Below are 24,200 nucleotides of genomic sequence, written 5' to 3'. Positions count from 1 at the left end.
TCATGGAAACCCCGAACCAGACCCTGGCCCCGAAGGCCCTGTCGGCTGATCTGCGCGAGCTGCGCGACCTGATGCGCAAATATGTCGGCTCGCACATGCGCCCCTCGATCGACGCCTGCCGCGAGCTCTATGTCGCGCTCAACGTCATGGCCGAGAAGGCCGACGCGTTGGAGGTCCGCGCCACGGTCGCCGACGACCTCGAGGCGGTGGCGCGCGATCTCGACCTGGTCGCGAGCGCCAAGGCCCCGCCCGCGCTTCAAAAGGCGTTGAAGCGCCATCAGCGCGCCCTGCAGGCGCAGCTCGACCGCGAGGACGAGGGCCACGACCGTGGCCTCGCCCAGCTCTCGGCGCCGATCGGCGAAAGTAACGTCGTCACCTTCCCGGTGGTGCCGCGTCCCGCGATCTCGCGGCAGGACTGCCAGGGCGACCACTGTCAGGGCGAAGGCGGAGACGCGGCATGAGCCGGCTCCTCGACCAGCAGCGCCAGATCGCGGCCAGCTCCGGCCTGCGCCGCGCGCTCGACGGCCCGACGCTCGACGAGCGCGCCGACGCCATCCTCAGCCGGATCGAGAGTCCGACCGGCTTCGGCCTCGACATGGATCTCCGCCACCTGGCCGGCCAGGTGAAGCGCCAGAGCGCCTTGCCGCGCGACGCCGGCCGGGACGGCCGCTTCCTGCTCAACCTGGAGCATGCCCTGCGCGACCTCGCGCTGCGGCCGCACGCCGCGACGGGAGCGGCGTCATGAGCGAGCGCCTGACGTCGCTCGCCGCGATCCTCGCCGCCGTCGAACTGGCGACGACGGTGACCAAGCGCGAGATCCTCTCGGAGCGCCGCCAGCCCGACGTCGTCGAGGCGCGCTTCACCGTCTGGTGGCTGGCCTCGAAGCTGACCCTGCTCAGCATGCCGGCGATCGGCGAGGCCACGAACCGCAACCACTCCACCGTCGGCCACGGCATCCGCCAGGCCGAGGCGCAGCGCGCCTGCGACCCCGATTATCGCGCCGCCACCGACGCCCTGCTGGCGACGCTCCACGCCGCCGAAAACAACGCCGCGATCAGGCTGGCGCAGCCGGTCGATCCGCTCGCCACCGCGCGCCGGATCCTCTGGTCGCCCCAGCGCGAGGCCGTGCGCGTCAGTGTCAGCGAGGTCATCGCCATGGCCCAGCTCGTCGTTTCGCTCACCGCCCCCACCGAACCCGACCCTTCAGAACCCGCACTCCAGGAGAGCCATCATGCAGCCTGACACCGCCACGCCCGCCATCGCCACGGCCACCGTCGAGATCGACGGCAAGTCCTATATGCGCAACGCCAAGGGCGCTCTCATGCCGATCGAGCTGGTCAAGCCGGCCGACAAGCTGGAGGACGAGACGGTCCGCAAAGTCACCGGCTTCGCGGTCGAACTCGCGGCCCAGATCGCCCGCTTCAAGGCGCACACCTTCGCCGATCTCAACGCCTTCCAGGCCTTGCTGGAGCAGGAGTACGGCGCGCGCGCCGGCGGCGAGAAGGGCAACGTCACCTTCCAGAGCTATGACGGGCTCTACAAGGTCCAGGTCCAGATCGCCGACCAGATCGAGTTCGGGCCGCAGCTCCAGGAAGCCAAGAAGCTGATCGACGAGTGCCTCGTCGAGTGGGGCGCCGAGAGCCGCCCCGAGATCCGCGCGCTGGTGAACCGCGTCTTCAACGTCGAGAAGGCCGGCCAGATCAACAAGGCCGAGCTGTTCTCGCTGCTGCGCATGGACATCGAGGACGAGCGCTGGAAGCGCGGCATGGTCGCGATCCGCGACGCCATCCGCGTCACCGGCACCAAGGAATACGTCCGCTTCTACAAGCGCGCCCGGCCGCAGGATCGCTTCGAGCCGGTCGTCATCGACCTCGCGGCCGCGTGAGGTGTGACATGGCAAGCACCCTCATGGTGGACATCGAGACGGCCGTCATTGCCGTCGAATTGGCCGGAGCCGGCAGCGACTTCGCTGACCTGATCAACGAGGTCGCGTCCGTCCAGGAGGCGAACGGCTACCTCCTTTCCGATCACGAGATGACGTTCTTCCGGCAGTATCTGGATGAGGGCGGGCGCGCGCTCCTGTGCCAGCTCGCCACCGCGCTCGATGCGGAGGCTGCCTGACATGAGCGTCCTCCTCTCCAAGGCCCGCTCCGGGCAGTGCCGCTGGATCGTCTGCGACGACACCGGCGATCGGCGCGACCTCTTCGGCGGCCGCCGCGTCTGCGGCGCGGCCGTGAGCTTCCCGACCAGCTACTGCCTGGGCCACCGCCTGGTCGTCTACCAGCGCACGCCCCGCGCCTCGGGGCCACCGCAGGACTTCACCGTCCAGCGCCGCGCGCCCGAGCCCGAAACCCAACCCGAGCTGACGGAGATCTTCGGATGAGCCTGCGCCCCATCTCGATCGACGACTTCGCCGCCGACGTCCCGCGCCGCCACGTCGACGCGTGCGGGCCGGCTCCCCAGCTGCAGTGGCTCGACATCGCCACCCTGGTCGTCGACCCCGCCTATCAGCGCGACATCACCGCCCAGGGGCGGCGCAACGTGAAGCGCATCGCCGAGCTGTTTGACTGGCGCTACTTCTCGCCGGTGATCGTCGCGCCGATCGCGGGCGGCCGCTATGCCGTCGTCGATGGCCAGCATCGGGCGACCGCCGCCCTGCTCGTCGGCCATGCGTCCGTGCCCTGCCAGGTCATCATGGCGGCGCCCGGCGAGCAGGCGAAGGCCTTCACCGCCGTCAACGGCACCGTCACCCGCGTTCACAGCATGGCGATGCACAAGGCTGCGGTCGCGGCCGGCGACGCGATGGCCCGCGAGGTCGAGCGCGTCGCCAAGGCGGGCGGGGCGAAGGTGCTGGCCTATCCGGTGCCCGAGCTGAAGCAGGCGCCGGGCCAGACCATGGCGATCGGCGCGCTGCGCGACCTGATCCAGGAATATGGCGCCGAGCCCACCATTGTCGGGTTGCGCGCCGTCACCGAGACCAAGAACGCCGTCAGGGGGGGGCTGACGGCTCCGATCGTCAAATCCGTCGGCCGCCTGGCCGCGATGTGGTTGATCCAGGGGCGGGAGCCGGCCGCCTTCATCGCGGCGATCGGCGACATCGTGCTGATCCGCGAAGCGGACAAGGCCGCGCGAGATGACCGCGAGCCGAACGAGTCGATCGCCAACGCCCTCGTCCGCCGGCTGTCTCCCCGCCTCGGGCTCGCGAAGCCCGGCCTGATCAAGGTGCCGGTATGACCGCGCCCCGCTTCACCTTCGATCGTCTCGCCGCGGCCGCCGAGCGCGAGGTCGCGTTCCGCCGGCGCGTCTACGCCCACCGCGTCAGCGTCGGCAAAATGAGCCAGGCCAAGGCCAGCGAGGAGATCGCGCTGATGCAGGCGATCGCCGAGCATCTGCGCGACCAGGCGCAGCGCGACAGCCTGTTCGGAGGCGCGGGCTGATGGTCGCCTATTCCTTCAACAAGCGCTTCGCGGAGGCCATCGCCAGCGGCCACCCGGCGACCGGCATCGTCAAGCGCCAGACCATCCGCGCCCCGCGCAAGCGCCATGCGAGGCCCGGCGAGCTGCTGCAGCTCTACCAGGGCATGCGGACCAAGCACTGCGCCCGCATCGTTCCCGACCAGCTCTGCACGACTGTCCGGCCGGTGCGACTGTGGATCGCCCGCGGTTATGTCCAGCTGCTCGACACCGGCGAGGCCTTCGGCACGGCCGCCATGCTGGACGATTTCGCCCGCGCTGACGGCTTCCTCCACTGGGACGACATGCAGGCGTTCTGGAAAGCAGCCCATGAACAGGCGGCCGACCCCGACATGGCGTTCGAGGGCGTGATGATCTGCTGGGAGCCGCGCCCATGACCGCGCCCTCCATCCCGCTCGTGCAGCAGATCGAGGAGGTCCGGTTCTCGGTCGTGCGCCAGCGCAGCCTCCTGAACGGCGCCGCGATCCGCGAGCTGCGCAAGCCCGCCATCGCCGAGCACGGCCTGGAGCGGCTGGAGGCCGCCGTGCGGACGATGGAGACGCTCAACCGCAACGCCGACGAGATCCGCGCCTTCCTGAAGCTGCCGGCCGAGCTGCGCCGGGCCGCGCTGGAATGGGCGAAGGCCACGCTCGCCGCCACCGGAGCGCCCGCGCCATGATGGGCCTCACGCCCCGCCAGGCCGATTGCCTGCGCGTCATCCGCGAGCGGCTGGCGCAGTCGGGCGTGCCGCCGACCTATGACGAAATGTGCCTGCAGCTGGGCATGGCCTCGAAGAGCAACGTCGCCCGGCTGGTCGATGCCCTGGTCGAGCGCGGCCATCTGCGCCGGATCCCAAACCATGCCCGCGGCCTGGCGCTGACCAGCGAGTTCGGCCGCAAGGCCGAGGCCGGCCTCGCCCGCCTCGAGGAGCGCACCGGCGCCCCGCGCGCCGAGCTGATCAGCCGCGCCGTCGAGGCGTTCGTCGCCCGGGAGACAGGGACATGAGGGTGCTCGTCGCCTGCGAACGGTCGGGAATCGTGCGCCGCGCCTTTGCCGCGCTCGGACATGATGCGTGGTCTTGCGACCTGGCGCCGGCCGAGGACGGCAGCAATCGTCATGTCGTCGGAGACGCCCGCGATCTGCTCGGTGACGGCTGGGATCTGCTGATCGTTGCCCACCCGCCTTGCACGCGGCTCTGCAACTCCGGTGTGCGCTGGCTCGCTAAGCCCCCGCCGGGTCGCAGCCGCGAGGACATGTGGGCCGAGCTGGACGAGGGCGCGGCCCTGTTTTCGACATTCTGGAACGCGCCGATCGAGCGCATCTGCGTCGAGAACCCGATCATGCATCGGCATGCCAAAGCGCGCATCGTCGACTATGCGCGCCCGGCTCAGATCGTCCAGCCGTGGTGGTTCGGCGAGCCGGTGTTCAAGGGCACGGGGCTGTATCTGCGCCGACTTCCTGAACTTCGGCCGACCAATCGGCTCAATCCGCCGGCGCCAGGAACGGCCGAACACAAGGCCTGGTCGACGGTCCACCGTTCGTCAGGCTGGAACCCTGATCGGGCGCGGGAGCGTTCACGCTTCTTCGTCGGCATCGCGGAGGCCATGGCCGGACAGTGGGGTGACCTGGACGGCCTGGCGCCATTCCAGCGCGAGCTTTTCGAGGTGACGGCATGACCCAGCCCAGCTTCGCCTTCTCGCCGGCCGTTGCGGCGCAGCGTTCCGAGCCGCACGACTCCCTCGACTTCTTCCCGACGCCGCCCTGGGCGACGCGGGCCTTCATCGCCCATGTCGCCTATCCGGTCCTCGGCGTGCGGACGGACGACATCGTCCTGGAGCCGGCCTGCGGCGAGGGGCACATGGCCGAGCCGCTGCGCGAGGCCTATCCGCTGACGATCGCCAGCGACATCCACCCCTATGGCTATGGCGAGGTCTTCGACTTCACCGAAGCCGGCCCCAATCGCGGCGCCTGCGACTGGATCTTCACGAACCCGCCCTTCAACCGCGCCGTCGAGTTCGCCCGCATGGCGCTGTCGCTCGCCCGGCGTGGCGTCGCCCTGCTCGTCAGGACGCAGTGGCTGCATTCGGGCGAGCGCGACGATCTCTTCCGCGAACATGCCCCCTTCGTCATCGCCTATTATGTCGAGCGCGTGCCGATGCACCGCGGCGAGTGGAAGCCCAGGGGCTCCACCGCCACCGACTATTGCTGGGTCTGCTGGAAGCGCGGCGCCGATCCGCGCCCACCGCTCTGGATCCCGCCCGGACAGCGCAAGGCGCTGACCAGGCCCGATGACGCCGCCCGCTTCGCCAAGCCGGTGGCGGCCCCGCTGTTCGAGGCCGGAGCGTGATGATGCCGCGCGCTCACCGCCCAGCCCCGTCCGACGCCGGCGCCATCTCGGCGCTGCTGCTGCGCGGCGAGCTGGCGAAGCTCGATGCCGAGCGCGAGCGGCTGAAGGCGGTCATCGCCAGCGTCAAGCCGCGCCGTTCGACGATCGTTGAAACCCGTTTGAAGCAGCTCACCTGCCAGCGCGTGAAGCTGGTCGCAGGCCTGGCGAGGATGACGCGATGAGCCACCCCGCCATGCTCGCCAAGATCCACATCGCCCGCAAGGAGCTCGGGCTCCAGGAGGCGGAGTACCGCGCTTTGCTGCAGCGCGTCGGCAAGGTCGGGAGCGCGAAGGATCTGTCGGACCGGGCGGCGGCAGCCGTCATCGCCGAGTTCAGGCGGCTGGGCTGGGCGCCCCGCGAGTCGAAGCGCCCGCCGGCCGAGCGCGCCGACATCCGCAAGATCTACGCGCTCTGGGGCGCGCTTCATGCCGGCCATCTGGACCGCGAGGCGCTGCGGGCCTGGGTCAAGCGCCGCTTCGAGGTCTCGGCGCCGGAGTTCCTCAAGCCGACCCAGGCGCGCGAGGCGATCGAGCAGCTCAAGGCCTGGAACCGCCGGGTGAACCAAACCAGCGAAACGGACGCGTCATGCTGAAGATCACCGACCATGCCCTGGTGCGTTTCCTCGACCGCTCCGGCGCCGCCGAGATCGAGGCGCTCAGGCTCACGCTGGCGCATTCGCTGGAGCGGGCGCGGCTGGGGGCGCAGCGCGCCGGCATCGTCGACTACGTCATCATCGCCGACGGCCTGCGCTACGTCGTCAAGGACGACGCGCTGGTCACCGTGCTCGATGCCGACATGGTCGCCGGGCGGAGGCGCCCGCGCCGATGAACAGGCTGCCGCCCGCGACCGAGGACGTGGCCGCGCTCGTCGATCTGATCGGCGAGGAGGCGGCGCTGCGCCTGCTGGAAGCCAAGGGCGGCACGCGGGTCTATTGCTCCGAAGCGGATGAGGGCCGGGTGCTGGCGGAGATCGTGGGGCTTGACGCGGCGGCCGCGATGCGCAGGAAATACGGCGGGACCCGGATCAAGCTCCCCGTCGGCCGGCAGTGGCGTGTTCTCTGCTACAAGGCGATGGGGTTGAGCCGGCCGAAGATCGCGCTGCGCGCCGGCTGTTCGGAGACGACGGTCGACGACATCGTCAAGCGCCACGGGCGCCCGGCCTCCACCCAGCTCGATCTCTTCGCCGGAACGGGCTGAGGCCCCGGTCTCGGGGCCTGTTGGCTCCAGCCCCATCCGCGCATCTTCGGCCGAACCTCCGGACCACGCGTCCGGCGTCCCCCCCGGAGATCCGCCATGCAGCTCACCCAGGCTTCGCTGAAGCGCCTCGAAGGCGTCCACCCCGATCTCGTCAAGGTCGTGAAGCGGGCCGCCGAGATCACGGCGCAGCCCTTCCAGATCACCGAGGGCCTGCGCACCCTGTCGCGTCAGCGCGAGCTGGTGAGGAAGGGCGCCTCGCGGACGCTGAAGTCGCGCCACATCGCCGCGCCCAACGGCCTCGGCCACGCCATCGATGTCGTCGCGATGATCGGCGGGCGGGTCTCCTGGGAGGTGCCGCTCTATCACCGGATCGCCGATGCGTTCAAACGCGCCGCCCGCGAGATGGGCGTGCCGCTGGAATGGGGCGGCGACTGGGCGAGCTTCTTCGACGGGCCGCACTTCCAGCTGCCCTGGGCGACATATCCCGGCGTTCATTCGGTCAAGGATGCGCCGATGCCGCAGCCGACGCCGCGCGAGCTGGCGACCCTGGTGCCGGGCTCCAGGGGCGATGCCGTCAAGGCGCTGCAGGACAACCTCAACCGGCTCGGCTTCTCGGCCGGCAAGCCCGACGGCGATTTCGGCCCCCGGACCCGCGCCGCCGTGCAGGCCGCCTCCGCGACGCTGACGGGCAAGGAAACCGACATCGTGACGGTGGCGCTGGCGGAGACCATCCGCAAGGCTGCAGCCAAAGCCTCCGCGCGGGAGGCCTGAGCGATGGGCGAGGACAATCGCTCCTTCCTGCAGGATGCTGCCGACAAGCTGGCGGCCGATGATCGCGATGGGTGCGGCGCTCCCCCGCTCTGGCTCGTGGCCATCCTCGTGATGGCCGCTGCGCTCGTCATCTGGCTCTCGCCGGCCCGCGCCCATGAATTCTACCCCTGGGAATGCTGCTCCGACCGCGACTGCTGGCCGACCGGCACCGGCCGCGACGCCAGGGAGCCCGACCCGGTCGCCGGCCCCGGCGGCTGGCGGCTCTCCGACGGCACCATCGTCCCCTACGCCGCGGCCCGGCCCTCGCCGGATGGCCGCTTCCATGTCTGCCGCAGCGGCGGGTCGCTGTCGGGCGCGCTGATCGTGCCCGGCGGGCGCCCGCCCTGCATCTGGGTTCCCCCGAGCGGCACTTGAGAGAAGGTCCCCCCATGTTTCCTCGCATCGTCTTTGCCGGCCTCGTCGTCGCCTGTCTCCCTCTCGCCTTCATCGCCGGCGCCGCCCCCGCCTCTGCCGCCGAGGCGGTCGCGCCCGGCTGGCTCGATCTCCTGAAGCCCTGGTGGGACATGGCGATGGAATGGACGATCCTGGGGATCGTCGGCCTGGTCGCGGCGGGCTTCCGGCGCTGGTTCAGGATGGACCTGGAGGAGCGCCACCGCCGCACCCTCCACCAGGCCCTGACCACCGGCGCCGAGGCCGCCTATGCCCGGCTGAGGAGCTGGGCGGGCGAGCGCCTGCCCCCCGCCGAGGTCGAGCAGCGCCTGCTGGCCACGACCATCGGCCACGCCCAGGCCGGCGCCGCCGATGCGGTCGCGCATTTCGGCCTGAACCCCGCCGATCCGCGCCTGATCAACCTGGCGCTGGCCAAGCTGAAGCAGGCGGCGCCCGTCAGCGACCTCAAGGGCTGGTCGCTGCTGCCGGCGGGCGGGCCGGCCGGGACGCTGCAGGGCGCGCCGATGCAGACCGCCGACTGACGCCGGAGCTTATGCCGTGAACGCCTTCGACTGGACCCATGTGGTCACCCTGATCAAGGACATCTGGTGGATCCTGTCGATCCCGCTGGGCACGGCCGGGCTGGTCGGCATGTTCTATCTGCGCAGCCAGTTCCCGACCAAGCAGCAGCACGACGACCAGACCAAGGTGCTGCAGGGCTCGATCGCGAACCTGTCGGACCGTGTCGTCGCCAACGAGCGCCAGATCGAGACGCGCGTCGCCAAGATCGAGGGCGATCTCAGACAGCTGCCCAACCGCCAGGAGGTCCAGGCGCTGGGCGAGCGCATCGGCCGGGTCGAGAAGGAGGTCGCCACCTCCGTCGAGACGATCCGCGGCGTCGAGAAGACGGTGACCAAGATCGACACCACGCTCGGCCTGATCCTGAAGCACATGCTGGAGAAGAGCCCGTGAGGACGCGCCCATGAGTTCGCTCGCCGAAACCTTCGCCCGGGACCGCCGCCTCGTCATCCTGCGCCTGCTCTCCGAGCAGGACGGCTACGCGCTCTCGGCCAACATGCTGACCAAGGCCGTCCGGCAGATGCGCCACAGCGTCTATGACGACACGATCGCCGCCGATCTGGTGATGCTCGAGCAGCACGCCCTGATCCAGCGCGACGAGGAGCGCCACGGCCAGAAGACGATCGTGGTGGCCACGCTGACCCGGCTCGGCCAGGACGTCGCCGGCGGCCGCCCGCACCCGATCGTCGACCAGCCCTCGCCGAAATTCTGATGGCCAGGCGCCCTTCCTCGATCGACCGGATGGAGCCCGAGGTCCGCGACTGGATCGGGCGCCTGCGCGACCAGGGCCGCACGCTCGACGAGATCATCAGCAAGCTGCGCGAGCTCGACGTTGCCGCGCTGCCCTCGCGCACGGCGCTGCACCGCCATCTCCAGAAGGCCGACGCGATCGCCGATCGCCTGCGCAAGAGCCGCGCCGTCGCCGACGTCATCGTCCGGCGGCTCGGCGACGCGCAGCCCGACAAGGCGACCCGCCTCAACATCGAGCTGATGCACCAGGCCGTCTTCGACATGCTCTCGACCCAGAGCGAGGACGGCGAGCCCGTCACGCTGGAGCCGATGCAGGTCATGCTGATCGCCAAGGCGCTGGACCATCTCGGCAAGGCCTCGAAGGACGACGTCGCCCGCACCATCACGATCGAGAAGCGCGCCGCCGACAAGGCCCGCGCGGCCGCGCTGAAGGAGGCCGAGGCCGCCGTCGCCAAGCATGGCGGCTCGGGCGCCCTGACGCCGGAGCTTCAACAGGCCTTCAAGGCCATGCTGTTTGGCCAGCGCGATGGCTGAGGCCGGGATACTGATGGCGGCGGCGAGCGACGTCGCCGCCCGGCCGACGCGGGACGAATGGCTCGCGATCCGCAACCGCCAGGGCCGCGCCACCTCGGCCGACTGGCGGAAGGCCGCGCCGCTGCTCGGCTACCAGCGCGCGATCGCGATCGCCTGCGAGCAGTACGACGTCGTCTTCGTCGAGAAGTCCCGCCGCACCGGCGCCACCTGGGGCGCGGCGGCCGACGCCGTGCTGCGCTCGGCCGCGCCCCGCAGCGGCGGCGGCATGGACACGCTCTACATGGGCACCAGCCACGACATGGCGAAGGAGTTCATCGACGCGGCCGCCAACTGGGCGCAGCTGCTCGAGCATGTCTGCAGCGGCATCGGCGAGACCCTGTTCGACGACGGCTCCGACAACGGCATCAAGGCACTGAAGATCGACTTCGCCTCGGGCTTCTCGATCGTGGCGCTGTCCTCGAAGCCGCGCAGCCTGCGTGGCCGCCAGGGCTTCGCGATCCTCGACGAGGCCGCCTTCGTCGACAACCTGCCCGAGCTGCTCAAGGCCGCCATGGCGTTCCTGATGTGGGGCGGCAAGGTCCTGGTGATCTCGACCCACAACGGCGCCGACAACGCCTTCAACCAGGTCATCACCGACATCCGCGCCGGCCGCGCGAATTACGGCCTGGTGCGCTTCGACCTCGACGACGCGCTGCGCGACGGCCTGTTCGAGCGCATGTGCCTGATCAACGCCCACAAGCACGGGGAGTGGTCGGCGGAGAAGGAGGCCGACTGGCGCGAGAAGCTGATCGCCGATTATCGCGAGGCCGCCGACGAGGAACTCTACTGCATCCCCAGCCAGGGTTCCGGCGCCTGGCTGCCGGGCCCGCTGATCGAGGCGCGGATGCATGACGCGCCGGTGCTGCGGCTCTCCTTTCCCGACAGCTTCACCATGGAGGCCGAGCATGTCCGCCGCGCCGAGGTACAGCGCTGGATCGAGGACGAGCTGGCGCCGGTCATGCGAACCACGCTCGACCCCGCCCTGCAGTCCGGCTTCGGCATGGACATCGGCCGCTATCGCGACCTGTCGGTGATCTGCCCCATGCAGATCGGCCGGACGATGCGCCGCACCGTGCCCTTCCTCGTCGAGCTCGCCCGCGTGCCGTTCCAGCAGCAGGAGCAGATCCGCGACGCGGTGGTGCGCGGCCTGCCGCGCTTCATCGGCGGCCGCACCGACGCCACGGGGCTCGGCGCGAGCCTGGCGGAATCGGGCACGCAGCGCTTCGGCGAGGCCATGGTCGGGGTGAAGTTCTCGACCGAGTGGTATCGCGTCGAGATGCCGCCGGTGAAGGCGGCCTTCGAGGACGACATGATCAGCGTGCCGCGCGACGCCGAGATCGCGGCGGATCTGCGCGCCTTCAAGATCGTGCGGGGCATCGCGACGCTGCCCAGCCTGCGCACAGCCGCCGCCGCCGGGGGAACCCGCCATGGCGACGCCGGCATCGCCATCGTGCTGGCCTACAGCGCCACGCGCCAGCCGATCGCCAGCTATGGCTACACCCCCGTCGGGCCCGCCGGCGGCGCGGAGGCGGGGATGAGCCCGTTTGCCGACGCCTCCCAGGGCGCCTTCCTTCCCTCTCTGCGAGGACGCCTGTGATGCCGCGGCTTTCCAAGATCCTCGGCCCCGATGGCGAGCGGGTCGATCTCGACCATCTCTTCGGCGATCCCGTCGCGGCCCCCCAGCTCTACGGCTACCGGCAGGCGACGTCGGTGCAGCATGTCGACGGCCTGACGCCCTGGCGGCTGGCGGCGATCCATCGCGCCGCCGCCATGGGCGAGCCGCAGGCCTGGCTCGAGCTGGCCGAGGACATCGAGGAGCGCGACCCGCACTACCTCGCCGTGCTCGGCACGCGCCGGCGTTCGGTGACGCAGCTGCCGCAGACCGTCGAGGCGGCCAGCGACGACGCGCAGCATGTCGCCCATGCCGATTTCATCCGCGACTGGCTGAAGGAGGGCGTGCTCGACGACGTGCTGTTCGATGCGCTGGACGCGATCGGCAAGGGCTTCTCCGTCATCGAGATCGAATGGTCGACGACGCCGCGCATGGTCGTGCCCGCGGCGCTGCACTTCCGGCCGCAGCGCTGGTTCACCTTCGACCGCGCCGACGGCGAGACGCCGCTGCTGCGCGAGGGCGCGACCGGCCAGCCGCTCTCGCCGCACAAGTTCATGGTCCACCGCCACAAGGCCAAGAGCGGGCTCACCATCCGCTCGGGGCTGGCGCGGGTCGCGGCCTGGTCGTGGATGATGAAGGCCTTCACCAGCAGGGACTGGCAGGTCTTCGTCCAGAACTACGGCGCGCCGATGCGGGTCGGCCGCTACGACACCAGCGCCACCGACGCCGACAAGGCCGTGCTGGCGCGCGCCGTCTTCGACATCGCCGGCGACGCGGCGGCGATCATCCCCAAGGGCATGGAGATCGAGTTCGTCGGCCTCAAGGACACCGCCAAGGGTGCCGAGGCCTATGAGCGCCGCTGCGACTGGCTCGACCGCCAGGTCTCCAAGCTCGTGCTCGGCCAGACCACGACGACGGATGCCGTCTCCGGCGGGCATGCGGTCGCCCAGGAGCACCGCCTCGTCCAGGAGGACATCGAGCGCTCGGATGCGCGGATGCTCTCGACCACGATCAAGCGCCAGCTCGTGCGCCAGATCATCGCCTTCAATTTCGGGCCGCAGCAGGCCTATCCCGAGTTCAAGATCGGCCGGCCCGACGAGGTGCCGCTGAAGGACGTCGTCGACGCCCTGCACAAGCTCGGCCCGCTCGGGCTGCGGGTGGAGGCCAGCCAGATGCGCGACCGGCTCGGCTTCTCGGAGCCTGCCGCCAAGACGACCGACGGGCTGGAGCCCGAGATCATCGGCGGGCGGCCGCCGCCCCCCGAGCCTGCGCCGCCCCCCGAGCCCGCCTTGCCGGGACTGGGCGCGGCGCCCAAGCCCGCCGCGCCGGCCGGGCTCGACCTGATGCGCCAGCTCGTCTCGCGCCATGCCAGCGCGCCCGAGCCCGACCTGGTCGAGGGGCTGACCGCCGCGCTCGCGCAGGACGCCGCCGGCGCGATGGGCGGGCTGACCGCGCAGATCCGCGCGGCGTTCGATGCAGCCGCCGACCTCAACGATCTCGCCGACCGGCTGTCGCGGATGAACCTCGATCCCAGGGCGCTGGCCGACGCGATGGGGCGGGGCCTGGCGCTCGCCCATCTCAGCGGCCGGGCGGCGCTTCTCGACGAGCTGGGCGGCGAGCGCGATGCCGGGTGACGCCGGGCAGCGAGCCCACGCGGGCGAACGCCGCCTGCGCGCGCTCCCGCCGTTTGAAAAACGGTTTCAAGGAATTTTCCGCAGCATGGGGGCGGCGGCCGCTCGCGGGCCTGTACGGGCTTCCCTGAGGCTCGGCCCCTGGAGGGCGCGATGACCGACTTCGCCACCGTCACCCGCGCGCTCGATCTGCCCTTCGACGAGGCCATCGCCTATCTGCGCGAGAAGCTCTCCGTCACCTCCACGACCTGGACCGATGTCTGGCAGAAGGCCAACGCCAAGGCCTTCACCGTCGCCGGCGCCACCACCGATGCGCTGGTCGAGGATTTCCGGCGCGAGGTGATGCGCGCGCTCGAATCCGGCACGACGCTCAGTGAGTTCCGCCGGGGCTTCGACGCGATCGTCGAGAAGCATGGCTGGGAGCATGTCGGCAAGCCGGGCTGGCGGGCGCGGGTGATCTACGAGACCAATCTCTCGATGGCCTATTCGGCCGGGCGCTATGTCCAGCAGACGGAACCCGAGACGCTGGCCGCCTTCCCGTACTGGCAATATGTCCACTCCGGCGCCCGGCACCCGCGCAAGCAGCATCTCGCCTGGAACGGCACCGTGCTGCGCGCGGACGATTCCTTCTGGGACTGGGCCTATCCGCCCAATGGCTGGGGCTGCGGCTGCCGGGTGCGGCCGGTCTCAGAAGGCGGCCTGCGCCGCCAGGGCCGGACCGGCGTCGACATCGCGCCGGAGCGGATCCCGACCACGACCGTCAACAAGCGCACCGGCGAGGTCCTGAAGGGCAGCGAGGGCGTCGATCCCGGCTTCGACTACAATCCCGGCAAGGTGTGGAAGAACGCAAGCCCCGGCGCCGTTCCCGGGCTTGGCGGATGAGCGGCGCCGTCCTCATCACCCGGATGGACTGGAGCGACGCGCGGGCCGCCTTCGGCCGGCTCGAGCGCGCGATCGCCGACACGACGCCGATCATGGGCGCGATCGGCACCGGGCTGGTCGCGAGCACGCAGGACCGGATGGATGCCGGCCAGGACCCCGAAGGCGCGGCCTTCGCGGCGCTGAACCCGCTCTACGCTTCGGCCAAGCGCGGGCCCGGCATCCTGCGCGAGAGCGGCATGCGCGGCGGCCTGCAGGGCTCGATCACGCGGCGCGCCGGCCGCGACCAGGTCGAGGTCGGCACCAACAAGATCTACGGCGCCATCCACCAGTATGGCGGCGTGATCACGGCCAAGGGCGGCGGCAAGCTCGCCTTCCGGATGGGCGGCCGGCTGATCAAGACCGCGTCGGTGACCATTCCCGCGCGGCCCTATCTCGGCATCTCCCGCGACGACCAGGTCATGATCCTGGACGTCGTCGAGGGCGCCCTTGATCGCGCGGTCGGTTCCGGGGCATCATCGGGTGGCCGGCGCTGAAGCGCTTCGCCCCGCCGGCGACCCCGACCCCCCCACGCCATGCCCTGAGGCCCTGAGATCGGGGCCTGTCTGCGGCGCGCCGCTCCCGCCAGATTGGCGGGGATGACGACGATTTCCTCCCTTCACTTCCAGATCCCGGCCGGACAGGCGCCCGAATGGGTCCACCTGACGCCGGCCGGGACTTTTTCCGGAGTGGACGGGCGCGGGCCCTTCACGCTGCAGGACGCAGCCGCCGTCATCACCGCCTCGATGGCCGCCGGGAAGCTGCCGATCGACGAGAACCATTCGACCGACAAGGCCGCGCCCGAGGGGCGCCCGGCGCCGGCGCGCGGCTGGATCGTCGAGATGCAGCTGCGCGACGACGGGCTCTGGGGCCGGGTCGACTGGACCGCGACCGGCAAGCGCCTGGTCGAGGAGCATGAATATCGCGGGATCTCGCCGGTCTTCGTCAGCGAGACGGCCGGCGGCAAGGTCGTGAGGATCCTGCGCGCGGCGCTGACCAACGATCCCAACCTCACCCTGACCACCCTTCATTCAAGGACGCCCGACATGGATTTCCTCGCAAAGCTGCGCACGGCGCTGGGCCTCAAGGCCGATGCGGCCGAAGACGCCGTGCTGACCGCCGTCACCAGCCACGCCGCGATCGCGGCCGCCCAGGACAAGCTGCTCGATGCGGCGGGGCTGAAGGGCGACGCTCGCCAGCTCGACCTCGTGTCGCATGTGACGACGCTGGCGGCCGACGCCGCGAAGCTCGGCGCGATCTCGGTTCACTTCAAATCGGCTGGGCTCGATCTCGCCAAGCTGTCGCCCAAGGATCTGGAGACCCACCTCCAGGCGCGCGGCGACAGCGACGCCGCCGAGCTGCGCCAGACCAACATCTCCCTGCAGAGCCGGCTGACGGCGCTCGAGCAGTCGACCTCCCGCGACAAGGCCGAGGCCTTCATCGACGGCGCGATCCGCAGCGGCAAGCCGCTGCTGGCGATGCGCGACCATTATGTCGCCCGCCACCAGAAGGACCCCGCCGGCGTCGAGAAGGAGGTCGATGCGCTGCCCTCGATCCATGACGGCGGCGTGCGCCGGCCGCCGCCCGACGGCGCGCTCTCGCTCCACGCGACCACCGCCGAGGTCATCGCCGCGGCCGACCGGCACATCGCCGAGCAGAAGAAGAACGGAACCGTGATCTCGTCCACCGACGCGATCCTGCATGTCACCGGGAGACGCTGAGATGAACTCGCCGACGCTGATCAAGACCTATGTGGCCGGTGCGGCGATCCGCGCCCGCCGCTTCGCCGTCGCCGGCGCGTCCGACGGCGCCATGATCGAGGCCACCGGCCCGACGACGCTGATCCTGGGCGTGTTCGAGAAGCTCGACGGCGCCTCGGGCGGCCGGGTCGACGTCGTCCATGCCGGCATCACCGAGATCCTGCTCGGCGGCACGGTGACGCGCGGCCAGCCGCTGACCTCGGACGCCGCCGGCGCGGCGGTCGTGGCGGCTCCTTCCGCCGGCGTCAACAACCGCATCGGCGCGTTCGCGCTCGAATCGGGCGTCGCCGGCGACATCATTCCCGCGCTCGTCCAGCCCTGCCTGATGCAGGGCTGACCCTGAACGGGGCGCCCGCCCGGCGCCCCGGCCCCACATCCTCCGATCGACGCTTCGCCTCGAGACAACTCTGGAGCCACCCATGTCGACCACCCGCCCCTTCGTCGTCGATGCCGCGCTCTCGGCGATCGCGATCAAGTTCTCCAATCCCGACGTCAACCTGATCGCCGACATGGTGCTGCCGCGCGTGCCGGTCGGCGGCGAGAAGTTCAAATGGCTGAAGTTCCCGGTCGAGGATTCCTTCACCGTCCCCTCGACGCTGGTCGGCCGCAAGGGCCGCCCCAACCAGATCGAGGTCGGCGCGACCGAGGAAGACTCGTCCGTGCTCGATTACGGCCTGGACGATCTCGTGCCCAATTCCGACGTCGACGCGGCGCGCCAGCAGCGCGAGGCCGGCTTCTCGACCTATGACCCCGAGGCGCGGGCGACCGAGGTCCTGACCGACCTGGTGCTGCTCGACCGCGAGATCCGCGTCGCCGCGACCGTCTTCAACCTCAACACCTATGCCGCCGCCAACCGGGTCACGCTGTCGGGGACGTCGCAGTTCTCCGACATCGCCAATTCGGACCCGATCGGCGTGATCAACGGCGCGCTCGACGCCACGCTGGTGATGCGCCCCAACAAGATGGTCATTGGCCAGCTCGCCTGGACGCGGCTGCGCTCGCACCCCCACATCGTCAACGCCGTCAAGGGCGGCAACCTCAACCGCGGCAACGCCACGCGCGAGCAGGTCGCCGAGCTGTTCGAGCTGCAGGAGGTCCTGGTCGGCTCGTCCTTCGTCAACACCGCCCGCAAGGGCCAGGCGGCGACGATGAACCGGGTCTGGGGCAAGCACATCTCGCTGATGTACCAGAACGGCGTCGCCGGCCCCGATGCCGGCATGACCTTCGGCTACACCGCCCAGTACGGCTCCCGCATCGCCGGGCGCATCCCCGACAGCAATATCGGCCTGCAGGGTGGCGCGGCGATCCGCGTCGGCGAGCGCGTCCGCGAGATCATCGCGGCGCCGGCCGTCGCCTACTTCATCCAGAACGCCGTCGCCTGAGGCGCGGCGCCGGCCTTACCGCACAGCCCCGCGCACCCGGCGCGGGGTTTCGGAGAGCGCCTTCAAGCGGCTTTGAAAGGACCACGACCATGGCCAAGCAGACCTACCCCGTCCTGTCCAACCTGCTGCATGACGGCACCGAATATGGCCCGGCGGGCAAGCCCGCGATCACGCTCGATGAGGCCGAGGCGCAGGCCCTGGTCGACGCCGGCGTGCTCGGCGAGGGCAAGCCCGCCAAGGAGCCCGCGAAAGAGCCGGCCAAGTAGCTCGCCGCCGACAAGGCCGACTGAGACGAGACGCCCCGGCGGATCCGGGCACAGGCGGGTGGGACCGTCCGAAGGGTGGGATGCCCTTCATCACCGGCAGGAACAACGATGCCCTACGCCACCGCCCAGGACATGATCGGCCGCTTCGGCGAGACGGAGATGCTGCGGCTCTCCTCCGTCGACGGCGATCTGCCGGAGACGGTGAACGCTGCCCCCGTGGCGCAGGCGATCGCCGATGCCGACGCCATCATCGACAGCTATCTGCGCAAGCGCCACGGCGTTCCGCTCTCGCCCGTCCCCCAGGTCATCACGCGGGCCTCCTGCATCCTGGCTCGCTACGAGCTGAGCGTCGGCGGCGATCGCGAGCCGCCCGACCAGGTCAAGGAAGGCCGCAAAGACACCATCGCCTGGCTCGCCAAGATCGCCGACGGCAGCGTCACGCTGGAGGGCACCACGCCGATCGTCGCGACCTCGGCCGCGATGACGCAGGACCGCCAGCGCATGTATGGCCGCCACGGGGAGGACGGGCTGTGACCGCCGCGCTCGATCCCGTCGGTGCGGCTTTTGCTGCCGTCCAGGCGCGGCTGCAGACGTTCTTCCTGCCCGCGAAATGGGACTTTCACATCGTCGCCGACCCGATGTCGGCCGACGAGTTCAAGGCGATCGTGCGGAAGACGCCGCTGCTCGCGCTGGGCTGGCGCCAGTTCAACCCGACCGACCAGAAGGTCGGCCGGCGCTTCCAGGGTAATCTGGGCCTGCGGCTCACGATCGTCGTCAAGCACCCGCTCGACGCCGGCAAGCGCTTCATGGGCGACGCCAGAGGCCCCGGCCTGTTCCCGGCGATGTCGGGCGCGATCGCGCTGCTGAACGGCTTCACGAAGCCAGATCTCGGCACCTTCTCGGTGACGGCCTGCGCCCAGGCCTATGCCGAGGGCTACAGCGACGCGAACATGGCGATCGCCACGCTCGACCTCGCCTCGACGATCGTCGTCGGCGACGTCACCGGCGATTACGCCGCCGCGCCGGACTTCCTCTCCATGCTCTCGACCTTCGAACCCTGGCCGTCCGGCCAGGCCGTCGACGGTCCCTACGATGTGAGGCCCACATGAGCGACCGCAAGTTCCTGAAAGCCGCCGAGGGCCGGACCGTTCGCCAGGAGGACACCGGCGAGATCTGGCCGACGGAGGGCGCCTATGCCGAGAACACCCGGTTCATCCGCCGCCGCCTCGCCGATGGCGATCTCGTCGTGGCCAAGCCCGACAAGCCGGCCAAAGCGCCGGGCGAAACCAAGTAAGGAGCGGCCGCGATGATCAATTTCGACCAGATCCCGTATGACTGGCGCACGCCTGGCACCTATGTCGAGGTGCATCCGAACTATCGCCGCCGAGGCCTGATCCCGTTCCCCGCCAAGGCCATCATCATCACGCAGAAGCTGGCGAGCGGGACCGCAATCGTCGGCCAGAAATACGAGATCACCCGGCCCGAGGACGCCACCGTGCTGTTTGGCGCGGGCTCGGTCGGCCAGCAGATGGTCCGGGCCTGGAAGAAGGCCAACAAGACGAACCAGGTCTTCGCGCTCGCGCTCGCCGATGACGGCGCCGGCGTCAAGGCGACCAAGACGCTGACCTTCACCGGCGCCGGCGGCGGGACTATCCCGATCTACGTCAAGAACCGTCGCGTCCGCTACAAGGCGACGGCGTCGATGACCCCGACGCAGCATGCGGCGGCCGCGATTGCCGCCATCAACGCCGATGCCGACATGCCGGTCGTCGCGACCGCAGCGGTCGGCGTCGTGACGCTGACGGCCAAGCATGCCGGCGAGGTTGGCAACCATATCGACGTCCGCACCGCCAAGACGCCCGAGGACGTGCTGCCGGGCACGCTCGCCATCGCGATCGCCGACGGCACCGCCGGCACCGGCAATCCCGACCTGCAGGACGCGCTGGATGCGATCGTCAACGACTGGTTCACCGACTTCGTCGTTGCCTGGGACGATGCAGCCAATCTGGAGCTCCTGCAGGACGAGCTCGCCACCCGCTTCACCGCCATGGGCAAGAAGGACGGACGCGCCTTCGTCGGCTCGCGCGGCACCTATGGCCAGCTCACCACCAAGGGCGGCCTGACCAACTCGCCGCTTATCTCGATCATCGGCGCCAAGCGGGCCTATGACGCGCCCTGGGAATGGGCGGCCAAAGCCGGTGGCGTCGCGATGTTCCACCTGACCAACGATCCTGCACGCCAGCTGCGCTCGCTCGAACTGCCGGGGCTGACCGCGCCCGACGAGGTCGATTGCTTCGACGAGACCGAGCGCGACCTCCTGCTGCGCGCAGGCATCTCGACCTGGTTGCGCCTGGACGACGGCACCGTGGTGCTGGAGCGCGTGATCACGACCTACAAGCAGACCTCGCTCGGCGTGCTCGACGACGCCTGGCTCGACATCACGATCCCCGCGACGATGTCGCGGATCCGCTACGACTGGGCGGCCTACGTCACCCAGGTCTATCCGCGCCACAAGCTCGCCGACGACGACAGCGTCGCCGCAAACAACAACGACGCGGTGGCGACGCCGCGCCGGATGCATGGCAGCTGGGGCGCGCGCTGCAAGCTCTACGAGCGCCAGGCCTGGATCGAGAAGGCGAGCGAGACGGTCGCGCGCAGCGTCTTCGAGCGCGACGTCAGCAACCGCAACCGCATGAACAGCCAGCAGCCCGTCATCGTCATCGGCAACCTGATGAACCTGATGTCGCGGCTGGAATTCGAGGTCTGATAGGCCGTCTCAACCGGCGCTTCAACGCGCCTTGAAAGGAGCTTCCCGTGACGCAGACGCTCGGTGTCATCGACATCGTCTGGAAAGGACGAAACGTCCCGGTCGAGAAGGGCGCCAAGCTCAAGCTCGGCGGGATGAAGAACAACGGCGTGGTCTATGGCCGCAAGGTCGGCCGCGCCCAGGAGTTTGAGGCTTCGGAGATCGAAGCGGTCACCAACCTCGAACGCGGCCAGCGCATGTCCGACCTCTACACGTCGGAAGAGGGAGAGCTGCAGGTCCAGTGCGACACCGGCCAGACCTACACCTTCCCCGACGCCTTCCTGACCGACAACCGCGAGATGACCGGCGGCGAGGGCGGAAAGATCCCGCTCAAATGGATGGCCGGCGACTACGAGGAGATCGTCTCGTGAAGCCGCAGCCCAGCACGCTCGTGATCGACGAGACCGAGGACGAGGCCACTGGCGCCCAGGCGGCGACCGGCGCGGCCGTCGTCATCGAGGACGAGGGCGAGGACAAGAAGACGAAGCTGCCCGCCCGCGCGGTCCGCAACGAGGACGGCACCATCACGCTGCCGCTGCTCGTGCCGGTGACGCTGACGGTGAAGAATGCGCGCGGAACCAAGGAAGAGCGCTACGACGAGATCGTCTTCCACGAGATGACCGGGCTCGACCTGCGCCTCGTCGCCCAGGCGCCGGCCGAGAAGCAGACGATCGTGGCGATGGCGCGCGCCGCGAAGATCTCGACCCAGCGCATGGACGCGCTGTTCGACCAGCTCAAGGCAAAGGACGTCACGGCCGCCACCGCCGTGATCTCGTTTCTCAACGAGTGAGTGGCCCGACGACTGGCACCTGATCGTCGGCTCCGTCGCCCGCTACTATGGCGGCGGCTTCGACCGGGCTGAAAGGCTGACGCTCCCCGAACTGCGCTGGTGGTTCAACATCTCAGCCGAGCTGGAGCGCCGGGCGAAAGAGGCGGCCGAGGCCGCCAGGAGCTGAGACCCGGCGAGGACGAAAGACGATGGCCAATCGCGACATGAAGGTCTCCGTCCTCGTCCAGCTGGTCGACCGGCTGACGGCGCCGCTGCGGGGCATGACGCGGGGCATCGCCGGCGTCGCCAACCGCATCGGGGATCTCGGCCGGCGCATCGGGCTGATCGGCTCGGCGCTCGCCGCCCTGTCCTTCATGGCGCCGATCCAGCAGGCGGCCGCCTGGGACGCGCAGCTGCGCGACATCGCCATCACCGCGGGCAAGACCGGCGGCGCGGTAGAGACCATGATCGGCGACATCGGCAAGCGCTATGAGAAGCTCGCCCTGGAGACCGGCCAGCGCTCGATGGATCTCGCCAAGGGCGCGCAGACGCTGGTCGCCTCGGGCATGGATGCCGGGCTGATCGACAAGCTGATGCCGACGATCGGCCGCGTCGCCACCGCCGCCAACGCCACGATCGAGGACACCGCCAAGACGGCGTTCGCGCTGAGCGACGCGCTGAAGGTCGCCCCCGACCAGATGGAAGCGGCGCTCGCCAAGCTCGTCACCGCCGGCAAGCTCGGCCGCTTCGAGTTCAAGAACATGGCGGCCGAGTTTCCGGGCCTGACCGCGCAGATGGCGAAGTTCGGCATCACTGGGATGGAGGCGGTCGAGACGCTGGGCGCCTCCCTGCAGATCGCCATGCTCGGTACGGCAAACCCCTCGGAAGCGGCGACGAACCTCACCAACTTCCTGACCAAGATCAACGCGCCCGAGGCGATCAAGAAGTTCGAGAAGGAGCTGAAGGTCGACGTCACCGGCGTGATGACGGACGCCGCCGCCAAGGGCATCAACCCGATCGAGGCCGTGCTGGAGAAGATGTCCAGCAAGCTCGCGCCGCAGCAGGCCGAGATCGACAAGATCATGAAGAAGGCCGGCATCAGCGACAAGCAGCGCGAGGAGCAGATCAAGACGCTGCTCGCCGGCACCAAGGTCGGCAAGCTGTATGCGGACATGCAGGTGCTCGGCTTCGTCCTGCCCTTCCTGCAGAACCGCGAGAAGTATCTGGCGTTCCGGAAGGAGATCGCGGCGTCCGGCGTCGACGTCATCGCCAACGACTTCTCCAGCCGCATGCGCGGGCTCGCCCAGAGCCTCCAGATGTTCGGCGAGCTGGGCACGCAGGCGATGCGCCGCATCGGAATCGCCTTCGCCTCCAACCTGCCGGCGGCCAACCGGGCGCTGACCTCGCTGCTGCAATGGGTCTCGGCGATCGACGCCAAATGGCCGGGCCTGATCGACGGCGTGCTGTCCTGGACCGGCGGGCTGCTGGCGCTGGGCGCCGGCATCGCGGTGCTGACGCCGGTGCTCTCGGCCCTGGTCGGCACGCTCGGCCTGATCCTGTCTCCGCTGCTGCTGCTGGCCACGCCGATCGGCGCCGCGGTTGCCGGTTTTGCCGCGCTGGCGGCCGCGGCCACCTATCTCTGGCTGAACTGGTCGACGGTCGCTCCGCAGATCACGGCGCTGTGGGACAGCGTGACGGCGGCGATCGCCGCCAAGCTGGCCGAGATCGTCACCTCCTTCCAGCAGTTCCCGGCCTATATCGTCGCGACCTTCGCGCCGCTGGCGTCCACGCTGCAGCAGGCCGGCATGGCCGCCATCCAGAGCCTGTGGGACGGCATGACGACGAAGTTCGGCGAGTTGCTCGGCTGGATCCAGGGCATTCCCGCTCGCATCCTGGCGGCGATCGGCAGCATCGACCTGTCCAATGTCATCAAATGGCCGACGCTGCCCAACTGGCTCGGCGGCAGCAAGCCCGCAGCCCCCGGCGGCACATCCGTCCCCGGCACCATGGACGGCTTCAATCCCACCTCGGCGCCGTGGGGCGTCGGCGGCCAGTCCGGCTTCACCCGCACCGCCGGCGGCCCGGCCGCCAACAGCAACGTCCAGGTCGGCGGGCGCATCGTCGTCGAGGCGGCCGAGGGCACGCGCATCGTCAACGTCCAGTCGGAAAACCCCGCCGTGCCGGTGACGCCGAACCGCGGCAGCATGCTGGGCAGAGCATGACCATGCGGTCCGAAGAAAGGTCTGCCTGATGAGCCTGTTCGACGACGCCGACGGCCTGCTGCCCGGCCTGATGCCGGCGGCCTGGCGTGGCCGGCGCTTCTGGATGGTCAACGCCCAGCATTCGGTCGGCCGGCGGATCCAGCAGGTGCTCTTCCCCGGGCTCGACCTGAAGACCCATGACGATGCCGGCCCGCTCGACGGCCCGTTCCGGATCTCGGGCCTCGTCATCGGCGACGACTATGTCGAGCAGGCGAAGGCGCTGCATACGGCCTTCCGCCAGGCCGGACCGGCCACGCTGCTCCATCCCTGGTGGGGGCCGGTCCGCTGCGTGCTGTTTCGCCCCGCCAGCATCGAGTTCGACGTCAAGGAGCTGCGCGTCGCCCGGATCGATGCCGAGTTCGACCCGGTCGGTCCCGGCCTGCCGGTCGTCGCCACCTTCACCGGCGCCCTGTCGGCGCTGGTGGGCCTGGGCACGGCCGCGACCGCGCTGTCGCGATTCGCGCTCGGCGCCACCCCGGTCGCCGCCGCCATCCAGGGCCGGGCGGTCGCCGCGGTCGCCACCAGCCTGTCGATCGCCGAGGCCTGGAGCGGCCGCGCGCCGCGCTCGGCGCGGCTGGCGCCTTCCCTGGCGAGCGCGCGGCAGGCGCTGGCCGCCGCGACCGCGCTGCCGGGCCGCGCACATGCCGCCGCGGCGCTCG

Annotated in this window: 39 protein-coding genes; all 39 read left to right on the top strand. The window is 70.2% G+C overall.

Annotated elements, in window-relative coordinates; translation table 11 throughout:
• Nucleotides 1-2 precede the first annotated feature (2 nt).
• Entirely contained in the window at nucleotides 3-461 is a 459-nt protein-coding gene (locus tag Q8S38_RS07970; protein ID WP_305679890.1) for a hypothetical protein, read from the top strand.
• Nucleotides 458-745 carry a hypothetical protein gene (locus tag Q8S38_RS07965; protein ID WP_305679889.1) on the top strand — a complete coding sequence of 96 codons (288 nt, stop codon included), beginning with the start codon at nucleotides 458-460 and terminating at the stop codon, nucleotides 743-745. The genes Q8S38_RS07970 and Q8S38_RS07965 overlap by 4 nt, the downstream gene beginning before the upstream one ends.
• Nucleotides 742-1,242, top strand: a complete 501-nt coding sequence (locus Q8S38_RS07960; protein WP_305679888.1) for a helix-turn-helix domain-containing protein — start codon at nucleotides 742-744, stop codon at nucleotides 1,240-1,242. Before Q8S38_RS07965 ends, Q8S38_RS07960 begins: the two co-directional genes overlap by 4 nt.
• Entirely contained in the window at nucleotides 1,232-1,885 is a 654-nt protein-coding gene (locus Q8S38_RS07955; RefSeq protein WP_305679887.1) for a DUF3164 family protein, read from the top strand. The genes Q8S38_RS07960 and Q8S38_RS07955 overlap by 11 nt, the downstream gene beginning before the upstream one ends.
• An 8-nt stretch (nucleotides 1,886-1,893) precedes the next feature.
• Complete coding sequence (locus Q8S38_RS07950; protein ID WP_305679886.1) at nucleotides 1,894-2,121, top strand: hypothetical protein; 228 nt, start codon at nucleotides 1,894-1,896, stop codon at nucleotides 2,119-2,121.
• A gap of 1 nt (nucleotide 2,122) precedes the next feature.
• Complete coding sequence (locus Q8S38_RS07945; protein ID WP_305679885.1) at nucleotides 2,123-2,383, top strand: hypothetical protein; 261 nt, start codon at nucleotides 2,123-2,125, stop codon at nucleotides 2,381-2,383.
• Entirely contained in the window at nucleotides 2,380-3,234 is an 855-nt protein-coding gene (locus Q8S38_RS07940; RefSeq protein WP_305679884.1) for a ParB N-terminal domain-containing protein, read from the top strand. Before Q8S38_RS07945 ends, Q8S38_RS07940 begins: the two co-directional genes overlap by 4 nt.
• The gene (locus Q8S38_RS07935; protein ID WP_305679883.1) at nucleotides 3,231-3,437 is read left to right on the top strand and encodes a hypothetical protein; all 207 of its coding nucleotides are present in this window, start codon (nucleotides 3,231-3,233) and stop codon (nucleotides 3,435-3,437) included. Before Q8S38_RS07940 ends, Q8S38_RS07935 begins: the two co-directional genes overlap by 4 nt.
• Nucleotides 3,437-3,850 carry an ASCH domain-containing protein gene (locus Q8S38_RS07930; protein WP_305679882.1) on the top strand — a complete coding sequence of 138 codons (414 nt, stop codon included), beginning with the start codon at nucleotides 3,437-3,439 and terminating at the stop codon, nucleotides 3,848-3,850. Before Q8S38_RS07935 ends, Q8S38_RS07930 begins: the two co-directional genes overlap by 1 nt.
• Entirely contained in the window at nucleotides 3,847-4,131 is a 285-nt protein-coding gene (locus Q8S38_RS07925; RefSeq protein ID WP_305679881.1) for a hypothetical protein, read from the top strand. The genes Q8S38_RS07930 and Q8S38_RS07925 overlap by 4 nt, the downstream gene beginning before the upstream one ends.
• Nucleotides 4,128-4,457 carry a LexA family protein gene (locus Q8S38_RS07920; protein WP_305679880.1) on the top strand — a complete coding sequence of 110 codons (330 nt, stop codon included), beginning with the start codon at nucleotides 4,128-4,130 and terminating at the stop codon, nucleotides 4,455-4,457. Before Q8S38_RS07925 ends, Q8S38_RS07920 begins: the two co-directional genes overlap by 4 nt.
• Nucleotides 4,454-5,128, top strand: a complete 675-nt coding sequence (locus Q8S38_RS07915; RefSeq protein ID WP_305679879.1) for a hypothetical protein — start codon at nucleotides 4,454-4,456, stop codon at nucleotides 5,126-5,128. The genes Q8S38_RS07920 and Q8S38_RS07915 overlap by 4 nt, the downstream gene beginning before the upstream one ends.
• Nucleotides 5,125-5,799, top strand: coding sequence for a hypothetical protein (locus Q8S38_RS07910; RefSeq protein ID WP_305679878.1), 675 nt, complete (start codon nucleotides 5,125-5,127; stop codon nucleotides 5,797-5,799). The genes Q8S38_RS07915 and Q8S38_RS07910 overlap by 4 nt, the downstream gene beginning before the upstream one ends.
• 2 nt (nucleotides 5,800-5,801) lie before the next feature.
• Nucleotides 5,802-6,020, top strand: a complete 219-nt coding sequence (locus Q8S38_RS07905; protein ID WP_305679877.1) for a hypothetical protein — start codon at nucleotides 5,802-5,804, stop codon at nucleotides 6,018-6,020.
• Nucleotides 6,017-6,430, top strand: coding sequence for a regulatory protein GemA (locus Q8S38_RS07900; RefSeq protein WP_305679876.1), 414 nt, complete (start codon nucleotides 6,017-6,019; stop codon nucleotides 6,428-6,430). The genes Q8S38_RS07905 and Q8S38_RS07900 overlap by 4 nt, the downstream gene beginning before the upstream one ends.
• Nucleotides 6,424-6,666, top strand: coding sequence for a hypothetical protein (locus tag Q8S38_RS07895; RefSeq protein WP_305679875.1), 243 nt, complete (start codon nucleotides 6,424-6,426; stop codon nucleotides 6,664-6,666). The genes Q8S38_RS07900 and Q8S38_RS07895 overlap by 7 nt, the downstream gene beginning before the upstream one ends.
• The gene (locus tag Q8S38_RS07890; protein WP_305679874.1) at nucleotides 6,663-7,034 is read left to right on the top strand and encodes a hypothetical protein; all 372 of its coding nucleotides are present in this window, start codon (nucleotides 6,663-6,665) and stop codon (nucleotides 7,032-7,034) included. The genes Q8S38_RS07895 and Q8S38_RS07890 overlap by 4 nt, the downstream gene beginning before the upstream one ends.
• A gap of 96 nt (nucleotides 7,035-7,130) precedes the next feature.
• Complete coding sequence (locus tag Q8S38_RS07885) at nucleotides 7,131-7,805, top strand: peptidoglycan-binding protein (RefSeq protein WP_305679873.1); 675 nt, start codon at nucleotides 7,131-7,133, stop codon at nucleotides 7,803-7,805.
• 3 nt (nucleotides 7,806-7,808) lie between these two features.
• A complete protein-coding gene (locus tag Q8S38_RS07880; RefSeq protein WP_305679872.1) occupies nucleotides 7,809-8,219 on the top strand; it encodes a hypothetical protein in 411 nt (136 codons plus the stop codon).
• 14 nt (nucleotides 8,220-8,233) lie between these two features.
• Nucleotides 8,234-8,776 carry a hypothetical protein gene (locus Q8S38_RS07875; RefSeq protein WP_305679871.1) on the top strand — a complete coding sequence of 181 codons (543 nt, stop codon included), beginning with the start codon at nucleotides 8,234-8,236 and terminating at the stop codon, nucleotides 8,774-8,776.
• Between the two features lie 16 nt (nucleotides 8,777-8,792).
• The gene (locus Q8S38_RS07870; RefSeq protein ID WP_305679870.1) at nucleotides 8,793-9,206 is read left to right on the top strand and encodes a hypothetical protein; all 414 of its coding nucleotides are present in this window, start codon (nucleotides 8,793-8,795) and stop codon (nucleotides 9,204-9,206) included.
• Between the two features lie 10 nt (nucleotides 9,207-9,216).
• On the top strand, nucleotides 9,217-9,525 hold the full coding sequence (locus Q8S38_RS07865) for a VpaChn25_0724 family phage protein (RefSeq protein ID WP_305679869.1): 309 nt from the start codon (nucleotides 9,217-9,219) through the stop codon (nucleotides 9,523-9,525).
• Entirely contained in the window at nucleotides 9,525-10,097 is a 573-nt protein-coding gene (locus Q8S38_RS07860) for a phage protein Gp27 family protein (RefSeq protein ID WP_305679868.1), read from the top strand. The genes Q8S38_RS07865 and Q8S38_RS07860 overlap by 1 nt, the downstream gene beginning before the upstream one ends.
• Nucleotides 10,090-11,733: a terminase large subunit domain-containing protein gene (locus Q8S38_RS07855; RefSeq protein WP_305679867.1), complete on the top strand. Its 1,644-nt coding sequence runs from the start codon at nucleotides 10,090-10,092 to the stop codon at nucleotides 11,731-11,733. Before Q8S38_RS07860 ends, Q8S38_RS07855 begins: the two co-directional genes overlap by 8 nt.
• The gene (locus tag Q8S38_RS07850; protein ID WP_305679866.1) at nucleotides 11,733-13,382 is read left to right on the top strand and encodes a DUF935 domain-containing protein; all 1,650 of its coding nucleotides are present in this window, start codon (nucleotides 11,733-11,735) and stop codon (nucleotides 13,380-13,382) included. Before Q8S38_RS07855 ends, Q8S38_RS07850 begins: the two co-directional genes overlap by 1 nt.
• Nucleotides 13,383-13,532: 150 nt before the next feature.
• Nucleotides 13,533-14,261 (top strand): phage head morphogenesis protein, encoded by a 729-nt coding sequence (locus tag Q8S38_RS07845; protein WP_305679865.1) that lies wholly within the window; start codon nucleotides 13,533-13,535, stop codon nucleotides 14,259-14,261.
• Complete coding sequence (locus tag Q8S38_RS07840) at nucleotides 14,258-14,794, top strand: phage virion morphogenesis protein (protein ID WP_305679864.1); 537 nt, start codon at nucleotides 14,258-14,260, stop codon at nucleotides 14,792-14,794. Before Q8S38_RS07845 ends, Q8S38_RS07840 begins: the two co-directional genes overlap by 4 nt.
• Before the next feature lie 102 nt (nucleotides 14,795-14,896).
• Complete coding sequence (locus tag Q8S38_RS07835) at nucleotides 14,897-16,018, top strand: phage protease (RefSeq protein WP_305679863.1); 1,122 nt, start codon at nucleotides 14,897-14,899, stop codon at nucleotides 16,016-16,018.
• A gap of 1 nt (nucleotide 16,019) precedes the next feature.
• Nucleotides 16,020-16,394, top strand: coding sequence for a capsid cement protein (locus tag Q8S38_RS07830; protein WP_305679862.1), 375 nt, complete (start codon nucleotides 16,020-16,022; stop codon nucleotides 16,392-16,394).
• 82 nt (nucleotides 16,395-16,476) lie between these two features.
• Nucleotides 16,477-17,439, top strand: coding sequence for a capsid protein (locus Q8S38_RS07825; RefSeq protein ID WP_305679861.1), 963 nt, complete (start codon nucleotides 16,477-16,479; stop codon nucleotides 17,437-17,439).
• An 89-nt stretch (nucleotides 17,440-17,528) separates the two neighbouring features.
• On the top strand, nucleotides 17,529-17,705 hold the full coding sequence (locus Q8S38_RS07820; RefSeq protein WP_305679860.1) for a hypothetical protein: 177 nt from the start codon (nucleotides 17,529-17,531) through the stop codon (nucleotides 17,703-17,705).
• A gap of 108 nt (nucleotides 17,706-17,813) precedes the next feature.
• The gene (locus Q8S38_RS07815; protein ID WP_305679859.1) at nucleotides 17,814-18,239 is read left to right on the top strand and encodes a gp436 family protein; all 426 of its coding nucleotides are present in this window, start codon (nucleotides 17,814-17,816) and stop codon (nucleotides 18,237-18,239) included.
• Entirely contained in the window at nucleotides 18,236-18,814 is a 579-nt protein-coding gene (locus tag Q8S38_RS07810; protein ID WP_305679858.1) for a hypothetical protein, read from the top strand. The genes Q8S38_RS07815 and Q8S38_RS07810 overlap by 4 nt, the downstream gene beginning before the upstream one ends.
• On the top strand, nucleotides 18,811-18,999 hold the full coding sequence (locus tag Q8S38_RS07805; protein WP_305679857.1) for a DUF2635 domain-containing protein: 189 nt from the start codon (nucleotides 18,811-18,813) through the stop codon (nucleotides 18,997-18,999). The genes Q8S38_RS07810 and Q8S38_RS07805 overlap by 4 nt, the downstream gene beginning before the upstream one ends.
• Before the next feature lie 12 nt (nucleotides 19,000-19,011).
• On the top strand, nucleotides 19,012-20,472 hold the full coding sequence (locus Q8S38_RS07800) for a phage tail sheath subtilisin-like domain-containing protein (protein ID WP_305679856.1): 1,461 nt from the start codon (nucleotides 19,012-19,014) through the stop codon (nucleotides 20,470-20,472).
• A 47-nt stretch (nucleotides 20,473-20,519) separates the two neighbouring features.
• A complete protein-coding gene (locus Q8S38_RS07795; RefSeq protein ID WP_305679855.1) occupies nucleotides 20,520-20,882 on the top strand; it encodes a phage tail tube protein in 363 nt (120 codons plus the stop codon).
• A complete protein-coding gene (locus Q8S38_RS07790; protein WP_305679854.1) occupies nucleotides 20,879-21,301 on the top strand; it encodes a hypothetical protein in 423 nt (140 codons plus the stop codon). The genes Q8S38_RS07795 and Q8S38_RS07790 overlap by 4 nt, the downstream gene beginning before the upstream one ends.
• A gap of 188 nt (nucleotides 21,302-21,489) precedes the next feature.
• On the top strand, nucleotides 21,490-23,502 hold the full coding sequence (locus Q8S38_RS07785) for a phage tail tape measure protein (RefSeq protein WP_305679853.1): 2,013 nt from the start codon (nucleotides 21,490-21,492) through the stop codon (nucleotides 23,500-23,502).
• 28 nt (nucleotides 23,503-23,530) lie between these two features.
• Nucleotides 23,531-24,200: DNA circularization N-terminal domain-containing protein (locus tag Q8S38_RS07780; RefSeq protein ID WP_305679852.1), on the top strand; the 670-nt coding region annotated here is incomplete at its 3' end.

It is taken from the genome of Allobosea sp., from assembly GCF_030695125.1.
Classification (GTDB): Bacteria; Pseudomonadota; Alphaproteobacteria; order Rhizobiales; family Beijerinckiaceae; genus Allobosea.
This window is presented reverse-complemented; position numbering and strand designations above follow the sequence as displayed.